This is a genomic window from Bartonella sp. MM73XJBT, assembly GCF_028618465.1.
Classification (GTDB): Bacteria; Pseudomonadota; Alphaproteobacteria; order Rhizobiales; family Rhizobiaceae; genus Bartonella.
Genome location: NZ_JAQISY010000041.1, coordinates 1 through 8,671, shown reverse-complemented (window position 1 = coordinate 8,671; position 8,671 = coordinate 1). Strand labels below are relative to the sequence as shown.

7 protein-coding genes are annotated in these 8,671 nt (G+C 39.5%); 3 read left to right on the top strand and 4 right to left on the bottom strand.

What is annotated here, in order from left to right:
* On the top strand, positions 1-1,369 hold a 1,369-nt coding region (locus PVV69_RS08520), incomplete at its 5' end, for an autotransporter outer membrane beta-barrel domain-containing protein (RefSeq protein WP_273757169.1).
* Positions 1,370-2,379: 1,010 nt separating this feature from the next.
* On the opposite strand, the gene PVV69_RS08515 is transcribed toward PVV69_RS08520, so the two are convergent.
* The 4 genes from PVV69_RS08515 to PVV69_RS08500 all read right to left on the bottom strand — a co-directional run bounded on the left by PVV69_RS08515 (position 2,380) and on the right by PVV69_RS08500 (position 7,031).
* On the bottom strand, positions 2,380-3,351 hold the full coding sequence (locus PVV69_RS08515) for a WD40 repeat domain-containing protein (protein ID WP_273757168.1): 972 nt from the start codon (positions 3,349-3,351) through the stop codon (positions 2,380-2,382).
* A 10-nt stretch (positions 3,352-3,361) separates the two neighbouring features.
* Positions 3,362-4,390, bottom strand: a complete 1,029-nt coding sequence (locus PVV69_RS08510; protein WP_273757167.1) for a GTP-binding protein — start codon at positions 4,388-4,390, stop codon at positions 3,362-3,364.
* Positions 4,391-4,406: 16 nt separating this feature from the next.
* Positions 4,407-5,144: a creatininase family protein gene (locus PVV69_RS08505; protein WP_273720912.1), complete on the bottom strand. Its 738-nt coding sequence runs from the start codon at positions 5,142-5,144 to the stop codon at positions 4,407-4,409.
* Between the two features lie 546 nt (positions 5,145-5,690).
* On the bottom strand, positions 5,691-7,031 hold the full coding sequence (locus PVV69_RS08500; protein ID WP_273757166.1) for an NAD(P)H-dependent oxidoreductase: 1,341 nt from the start codon (positions 7,029-7,031) through the stop codon (positions 5,691-5,693).
* A gap of 167 nt (positions 7,032-7,198) precedes the next feature.
* Between PVV69_RS08500 and PVV69_RS08495 the strand changes: the two genes are divergently transcribed.
* On the top strand, positions 7,199-7,678 hold the full coding sequence (locus PVV69_RS08495) for a MaoC family dehydratase (RefSeq protein ID WP_273757165.1): 480 nt from the start codon (positions 7,199-7,201) through the stop codon (positions 7,676-7,678).
* Positions 7,679-7,998: 320 nt separating this feature from the next.
* Positions 7,999-8,671 (top strand): Arm DNA-binding domain-containing protein (locus tag PVV69_RS08490; protein ID WP_273757164.1); only part of this gene is annotated, 673 nt, incomplete at its 3' end.

The window sequence follows — 8,671 nt, the reverse complement described above, 5'->3', positions numbered from 1 at the left end:
TGAAACTTCTTCCACGGCTTCTATATCCACGTCGTCCACACCTGCAGAATCTTCTTCTGTGCGATCTGATTCCATAACTTCTTCGTCTACGAGTCCTAATTCTACTCTCTCTGGATCTGATACATCAACAGTTTCTCCGTCTGGATCATCTGAACCAGTAAATTCTTTATCTGAGGATTCGGCACCTACACCTGTTTCATCTACAGCCTCTTCTGTAGATACTACGCCTGTACAGCCTACGTCTGGTGAAACTCTTCCTGAAAATTCTTTGTCTGCGTCCTCTGATCCAATAGAGTCTTCACCTGTGGATTCTACGTCTACTTTATCAGCATCTTCTCCCTCTTCCGTAGAGCTTACTCCTTACACTCCTGTTAAGCCTGATATTAAAATCTCTCCAAGAATTAGGGCTGTTGTTCCGCAATTGCCAACTTATCTCTTGCTGCCAAATACCTTATTCTATGCTGGCTTGTTAGATCTTATTTCTCAAAATAAAAAATTGGAGGCAATGCGAAGTACTTCTGGTGGTTCTTTGAAGGGTGATGAAAAATCAGCATTTTTTGTTCGTGGTTATGGTGGAAGTCACCATTATGCTTCAAATTTGTCGGCTTTTGAATATGGGTATGGCGCAGATCTCGATTATACGGCATTGGAAGCAGGTGTTTTGCTGAAGGAAATTGAACGTTTATATAGTCGCACATTCTTTGGCTTTATGGGAACTTATGGAAGCCTCTCTCTACATCCTCAAGATGTTGAATACAGTAAAAAGAGTTCATTTGATAAATGGTCCATTGCTAGTTATGGAAATCTACAGCATGATACAGGGGAGTATATGGATGGGGTATTCTCGTATGGTCTATTGCGGGGTGATGTGTTCACTCTTGCTCGGGGTAAGGCTGCAACATTAAAAGGTAAACAGTTTAGTGCTTCCTTGACCAGTGGTAAAGCATTTGCAATGCGATATAGGGGTGTTGTTTTTGATCCACAGGTTCAGCTTGTTTATCAACATCTTCATTTTGGTCGTGTGCGTGATGTTGATCATATTGATGTTGATTTGGGAAAATTTTCTCAATGGACGGGGCGTATTGGTGCGCGTTTAAGCAAGACTCTTACCACATCTAAGGTAGGACGTCTTGTTTCCTTTTATAGTATGCTTTATTTTTCACATAGTTTTGGAGATAGACAGTTTGTCTCTTTTAAAAAAGAGTTCCAATTAAGTGATTTGGGTTCTCCTTTAGAGGTAGGACTTGGTTTTAATGCTCGGCTCTCTCCCCAATTTGTACTTCATGGGGATATAATCTATCAGCATCGACTTACCAAAGCAGGAGTTTCAGGAGCAAGTTTCTCTGCTGGTTTGCGTCATCTTTTTTGATAAGGTATGATGCGCACTTGTCTACGAAAGGCAGCAGATTTTGCTGCCTTTTCATTTATTAAAATCTCTATTGCTGTATTTCAATGGTTCGTTGTTTTTTGATAAAAAAATTCATTCTCTATGATTTTTGCGCTTATGATTGAAATTGCTTGATATGCGTGGTGTTGCAAAAGATTTTTTGGCTTTGTTTTTGATATTTTTTTATCAATATAAATGGATCAGGGGTGTTTTTGCGGGAGCAATTTTTTGTTATTTTATCCGTCTTTTTAGCAGTTGTGGTGTAGGTTATAATCATTATGCCTTTATTATAAGGTGTTGTTTTCATTTTTATTTTGTATAGATAACCTACAATTTATAAACTGTTATAGATAGCATCTATATCTTCATGTTATTTTAAATTTTTGCTCAGCTATTTTTTCTGCTTTTTGTGTTTTAAATAAGGGAGAAGGTAAAATAAACGGAGAGGATATTAAAAATGCGCTTTATTGTATTTCTACAGTTGTGATTTTTTCTTTTTCGCGATTGTAGGTACTCATGCAAAAGTTGTAACAGGTAGATTTAACTATCCTCTTTGCTATAGAAGCGCAGAAGATATGAAGAGGTTGTGTGTTGCAATCATTGGTGTTGCACGTGGATCGTGTTAGAAAAGACAGCTTATAAGCAGAGGCTTTGAAAAAGTAAGTGGTGGCGTTGTCATTGGAATAATTTTTGAACTTTGCTGAAGCTGTTTTATCTAAAACAGCTTTAAGCTTCCTCTCTTTTGATATTAGGGGCAGGTTTGGTGGTATTTTTAGGTGAAGATGACAGACCATTATTTGCCAGAAGTTTTCAGGATATTTTGTGTGGAAGCCTGCAGTATGGCATAGGGTTTTATCTGAGGGGATTGTTTTCTTACGGTCTGTTTCAGGGTAATGTTTTTCATTCTATAGAGGGGATAAAACAGTAGTGTTAAAAGGTAAATAGCTCAGATATTCTTAAAGTATTTTTTCATTGGGGGCGTGTAGTTTTTCTTAAGCAGTGATGTTGATGATGCCACACTCACCACTTTCACTGCCAAAGGCTAGGTTATGCCCTGTTTGATCCCAGTTTAGCGCTGAGATGGCACTTTTCCCACAATCTTTGAGAAGAATTGCTTTTCCGTCGCGAAAATGGGCACATAAAATCACCCCATCGTTAAAGCCTATTGCGACAATTTCTTCACTTGGATGGCATGAGACGGTGGTGACAAGTGCATTTGCTCTTGTTCCGAGTTCTAATGGTATTTTACCCATAGGACCGTCTTTTGTATGAAAGGGCCAAACAATTGCTGCTGATGCTCCTGATGTTGCGAGCCATTTGCCTTTTGCACTCCAAGACCAGCTTTTGACTTTGTTGGGATAGCCACTCATGCGTAAATGCTGATTATCGGCAAGACGCCAGCCATGGAGAGCGTTTTCTTGCATAGTAGAAATGACATAGCGGTTGTCTGGTGAGAAGGTGACATTAAAATGTGCTCCTTTCCACACCAGTGTGGTTGGAGTGGTTTGCGTTGAGAGCCAATGGAGGGTAACACCATTGTAATGGGCAACGGCAAGTCGTAACCCCTTTGGGGCGAAAGCAAGACCTTCTACACTCCGTTCATGAATAAGCTCTTGTTCTCCTTTCCCAACATTTGCCCATGTTAAACGTGAAGAGGCAAAAGCAAAAGCTTTTTTGGGTCCAAAAGCAACTTTGTTTATCCATTTGCCTTTGCGTTCTCCTAGCACTTGTGTGTGACCATCTGCTGTTGTTTGACAGACTTTGCCATCTTCTCCACCAGTGATGATCGCTGTATTATCAGGGGAAAAAACACTGGAAATAATTCCTTGGTGAATTTCCATAACTTGTGGGGTTGGGGTTAAAAAAACAATAAAACCTTCCACGGAAACGAAGGCTGGTTTATTGTCTATAAAACCGCAGGAGAGGCAGTAGCCTTTAAGATCATACTTGGTTATGCTTGACATTGTTATTCACTTACGCGCAATTTTCAAAACCCGTTCTCAGTTTTTCAGCATCAAGGGTGCGGCCGATAAAAACAAGTCGGCTTTCACATTTTTCATCCTCATGCCATGGGCGTTGATGCTGTCCTTCAAGAATCATATGTATGCCTTGGATAACATAACGATCATCATCTCCTTGAAATGCTATAATCCCCTTTAAACGTAAAATATTAGGACCTTGTTGCTGTGTAATTTGTTGTATCCATGGAAAAAACTTTTCTGGTTTAAGAGCCCCTGTTTTTAAACTTACAGAAGTGACTGTAATATCATGAATGGTAGATATGTGCTGGTGTTGATGATCATGATGACAGCTTGGACCACATACATGATCTACATGGTGATGATCAAGAAAATGAGGGTCATTTTCTAGAGTGCGTTGGAGATCGAAGGAACCAAGATTAAGGAGTTTATCAAGAGGGATATTGGCACGCTCTGTTGTATAAAGCACTGCTCGCGGATTAATTGCCAGAATAAGTGATTCAACATGGGCACGCTCTTGTGCATTGACTAGATCAATTTTATTTAAAAGAACAATATCTGCGAAGGCAATTTGGTCTTCAGCCTCACGGCTTTCTTTAAGTTGAGAGGGTAAATGTTTTGCATCAACAACTGCTATGACACTATCAAGAGCTGTTTTTTGGTGGACAGTCTCATCCATGAAAAAGGTTTGTGCTACGGGAATAGGATCAGCAAGCCCTGTTGTTTCTATAATGATCGCATCAAACCGGTGAGAGCGTTGCATTAAGCTTTCTAGAATACGAATAAGATCGCCGCGCACAGTACAGCAAACACAGCCATTATTCATTTCATAAATTTCTTCGTCAGATTCAACGATCAGGTCATTATCGATGCCAATTTCACCAAATTCATTGACGATGACTGCGTAACGTTTGCCATGATTTTCGCTGAGAATGCGATTGAGGAGAGTGGTTTTTCCTGAGCCAAGATAGCCAGTGAGAACAGTAACGGGAAGTTTCTTTGGCGTATTTTGTGTCTTTTCCATGAAGGGCCTTTTATCGTTATGCGTTTATGTTAAATCGATTGATATCATCAAGTAAATCATGCAGCCCACAAAGAACATGAGAAAAAATCGCCTCACCTGCTTTTGGGGTTGCTTGGCTTGCATTGCCTGCAGCTCCTTGGGGATTGAGATCACGCATTGTCCAGCCAAAGGCATGGGGACCATAAGCGCGTAAATACCGATAATTGGCAATCATATCAGCTTGCTTGTTATGAAAATTTTGTGCTTTTTCCATATGCACTTTTTCTGGTGCTAAATAAAGCATTAAGGAAGTTTCGATAAATCCTCCATGGATATCAAGGTGCTGTTGAGACGGTTCCATCAAACCTTGCGGTAGGCCAAAACGACTCCAGCTGGTTGCAACCGCAAGCATTGAAAAACGTCTTCGTAATTCGGTGATCACGATGCTTATTAAAGGGGAATTGCCCCCATGCGCGTTGAGAAGAAGAAAACGTTTCATACCTTTATGATAGCAGCTCTCACCAATATTGATCCAGCGTTCAATAGCATCAGAAAAGGTGAGGGTTTTTGTGCCTGTAATATCCATATGTTCTACAGAATAACCAATCTTTTCAACCGGTAACAGTGCAATCGGAAATTGCTCTTTTGTTTGTAGGGTGAGTGCTTTTGCAAAAGCTTCAGCAATAATCCAATCGGTTTCAAAGGGAAGATGACTTCCATGATATTCGTGGGCGCCCAAGGGCAAAAGAGCAAGAAAAGGCGTATTAGATACCATAAATTTATTGCCTAAAAGAAAGTCGATAGAGACAAAGTGATCAAAATGGTAGAGTCGTTTCTCGTACCCTAATCTATCTATCAGAGAAACGCAAATAGGAGCCTTGTCATCTCAAATATGTGTGTAATGGAGATGAGAGATTTATGAAAAATGATGAAAGTCTTCTTGAGAAAAAGCACTACGATTTTGGTTATAATTTTATGATAATATAAGGCTTTCAATATGCAAAGAGAATGTATAATTTGCGAGATTTCCTGTTTCTCTTATCTTGAAGGACAAAGTGGATTAACTTTTGAAAGAGTGAAGGATGTGTCTTTAAAGGATGTGTCTTTATTTGCAGGATTTTGCGGCGTTGTAGGTATTATTTTATTGTTTTCTTCTTTAATGACAGGAAATATACCGAGCACTGTAGTCTCTATTGTAGCGTTATTATTTCTAATTTAGAAGAAGTTTCACTGATCTAATCGGAAGAGTTTGTTGTTCATTTTATTGAGTGAGGGAAATGAATATTTTAAATAGTTTATTCTGTATCAAATATGAAAGTCACTAAAGACAATAGTGGGAAGGAAGGGGGGCATGAAGCAGAAGGTCTTGTTTGGCGCGAAGGCGTGCAATCCACTGATCTTTACGAATTGCAGTATTATGCACCGTAATGAGTTCATTTTTTTTAATTTCAGCAGTTACTGTTGCTTTTTCTAGAAGTCCACAAGGAATGGCTTGCTGTGCACGGGCTTCTGTATAATTCATGATCCAAGCACGATAACTATAAAGACCAATAAAGTCTAATTGATCGCCAGGATATAAATCTTTTTTGGCAACAGCACAGACTTCTACGACAGGATGGTTAAGTGGTGCCATATCTTTTTTGCCATAAAGCATAATCCGTGCACAGGTGAGTGGAACTTCCATTGCTGTTAAATGATAAGGACGGTGAAAGGTAAAGTAAGGTCCTTGTCCCATTTTTAAATCTTCCATACGTTCGCGTAGACGTGGGTGTGCTATTTCTGCAATGACAAAAACACCTGGGGAAACACCTTGACCTATTGAATAATCCACAACACCATAGTGTTTTAAAAGACCACCATCTTGTTGTGGAATAAGTACTTTGTTTAAATCTTGCAATGCTGTTTGTGGTCCATGCATGCCTGGGCAATCAGGAAGAAGCCCAGTGGCGTTGGCAATTGCTGCCATTTCAACCATTGTTTTTGAACCATCAATAAATTCAACGAGCATGCGAACATTCATATTACGTCGTAATGCTTCTTCTTCGTAAGCATCGGGGGTTGCATCAAAGAGGAGGGGATTATTTTTTCCCTTTCCAGCTGCTACAATCTTGTGTCCAAGGGCTGAAACAAATTCAATGAGTTCCATACAAGCACTTGGTTCATCACCAGCACCAAGTGTATAAATAAGGCCTCGTTTTTCTGCTTCATGTTTCAGATAAGAGCCAATTGTAACATCTGCTTCAACATTCATCATGACAAGATGTTTATTATTCTCAAGTGCTTTGATGCCAATTTCAGCTCCAGCTTCAGGATAGCCTGTTGCATCAACGATAATATCGATTTGTTCATGACTTAGAACAAGGTTGATATCATCTGTTGCGGCAATAAAACCTTTTTCAAGAGTTTGGGTTAGAGCATGAGCATTTTCAACTTCACGTACATATCCATCTTCACCATAGGCCAATGTAGCAGCATCAAAAACACGTGAAGGCGTTCTGGTGGCAACGGCTGCAACTGTTATACCATTCATATGCGCAACACTTGATAGCAAATCTGTTCCCATTTCACCGCAACCAATGAGTCCAATACGGATGGGTGGGTGGTTTTGGGCGCGTTGCTTCAAATCATGCGCTAAACCTGTTAGGTTTACATTACTTGCCATTATTTTTTCCTATTTGCACATTACCTTGCTAAAAGGGCATTGTCTTCCTTGATAAGACGTATTTGCTTGTAAGATAGTTCATCTTTTATTCTTGATGCTCTAATGAATGGGTTTTATAAAAGCAAGAGGGATGGAGTACTTTTAGCATATAAAACAGGAATAGCGTTATGCAGCAAAAAATAGCAGTACAAGATGTCGCCAATTTTATTGGGAAAGAAGTAGGATTGTCGCAGTGGCGTCTTGTTACACAGGAGATGATTAATCAATTTGCATGCGCAACAGATGATCATCAATGGATACATGTAGATGAGGAAAGAGCAAAAAAAACGCCTTTTGGTGGAACTATTGCTCATGGTTTTTTAACCTTATCACTTTTGTCTACGCTTGCTTATGAGGCACTTCCAGAGTTGGAAGGGGCAACAATGGGAATTAATTATGGTTTTGATAAAGTACGTTTTATGAGCCCTGTGAAAACAGGTGTGCGGGTGCGTGCTCGTTTTGTTTTAAATAATGCTGAAGTGCGCCCTTCTGGTCGGGTTGTTTTTCATTATGGTGTCACGGTGGAAATTGAACAGTTAAAAAAACCAGCTCTTACAGCTCAGTGGCTTATTGTTGCTATGGTTGGGGAAAACCATGTAAATTCCTGAATTATTTTAGTGCTTTGTTTTATCAAGTTTTTGCATAACTTTATCAAAATTCCATTAGGTCATGATATTGAAAATGATTAAAAGAATGAAGACACTTATCATGATGGAAGTATTATGATGTTGGTAGCTATAGACGGTTGTCATGACAACACATTGATTTATAATGATAATTTAGCGTTATTCATATTGAATGAGACTCTCGAATAACCTAAGATTCTCTTATTTCAAACCTGCTTATCTTAAATCAATGAAAATCACTTGTTCGCATGTCACAAGCCGGGCTGGTGTGTGGGTAAAAATTATATAAGAAAGGATTAAAAATGGCTCTTATGAACCGTCTTAATGCAAGGTCTGTCGCAACATTGGGAGCTGGCAAATATAATGATGGTGCCGGCTTGTTACTCCATAAGCGTAAAGATGGCGGTGCTCAATGGCTTTATCGTTATACCATTCACGGGCGCCGTCGCGAAATGGGCTTGGGTGCGTTGCGAAATGTTTCTTTAAAAAAAGCTCGTGAATTAGCAAATCAATGGCGTTCTGTTTTGCATGAGGGTCGTGACCCTATTCAAGAACGCGATAAACAAAAGCGTGAGGCAATAAGCAATCTTCATTATTTAAAAGATATTGCCATGGATGCTTTTGAAAGTCGTAAAACTGAATTAAAAGGGGATGGTAAAAATGGACATTGGTTTTCGCCTTTACGCCTTTATATTCTACCAAAATTAGGCTGTTTACCGGTTTCTGAGATTACGCAAATAGAGATACGCAATACCCTTGCTCCCATTTGGCATTCAAAAGCTGCAACAGCAGAGAAAGCACTGAATCGTCTTAATCTTTGTCTCAAACATGCGGCTGCATTAGGGTTGGATGTTGATTTACAAGCAACAGAAAAAGCACGTGCTCTTTTAGGTAAACAACTCCATAAAACACAAAATATACCAGCTATGGATTGGAAAGATGTTCCTGCTTTTTATCAGACACTCAGTAAAACGA

Bases quoted from the DNA above. Each gene is read 5' to 3' on its own strand.
- PVV69_RS08495 (WP_273757165.1), top strand. From the start codon at position 7,199: ATGCAGCAAAAAATAGCAGTACAAGATGTCGCCAATTTTATTGGGAAA.
- PVV69_RS08515 (WP_273757168.1), bottom strand. From the start codon at position 3,351: ATGTCAAGCATAACCAAGTATGATCTTAAAGGCTACTGCCTCTCCTGC.
- PVV69_RS08500 (WP_273757166.1), bottom strand. From the start codon at position 7,031: ATGGCAAGTAATGTAAACCTAACAGGTTTAGCGCATGATTTGAAGCAA.
- PVV69_RS08510 (WP_273757167.1), bottom strand. From the start codon at position 4,390: ATGGAAAAGACACAAAATACGCCAAAGAAACTTCCCGTTACTGTTCTC.
- PVV69_RS08505 (WP_273720912.1), bottom strand. From the start codon at position 5,144: ATGGTATCTAATACGCCTTTTCTTGCTCTTTTGCCCTTGGGCGCCCAC.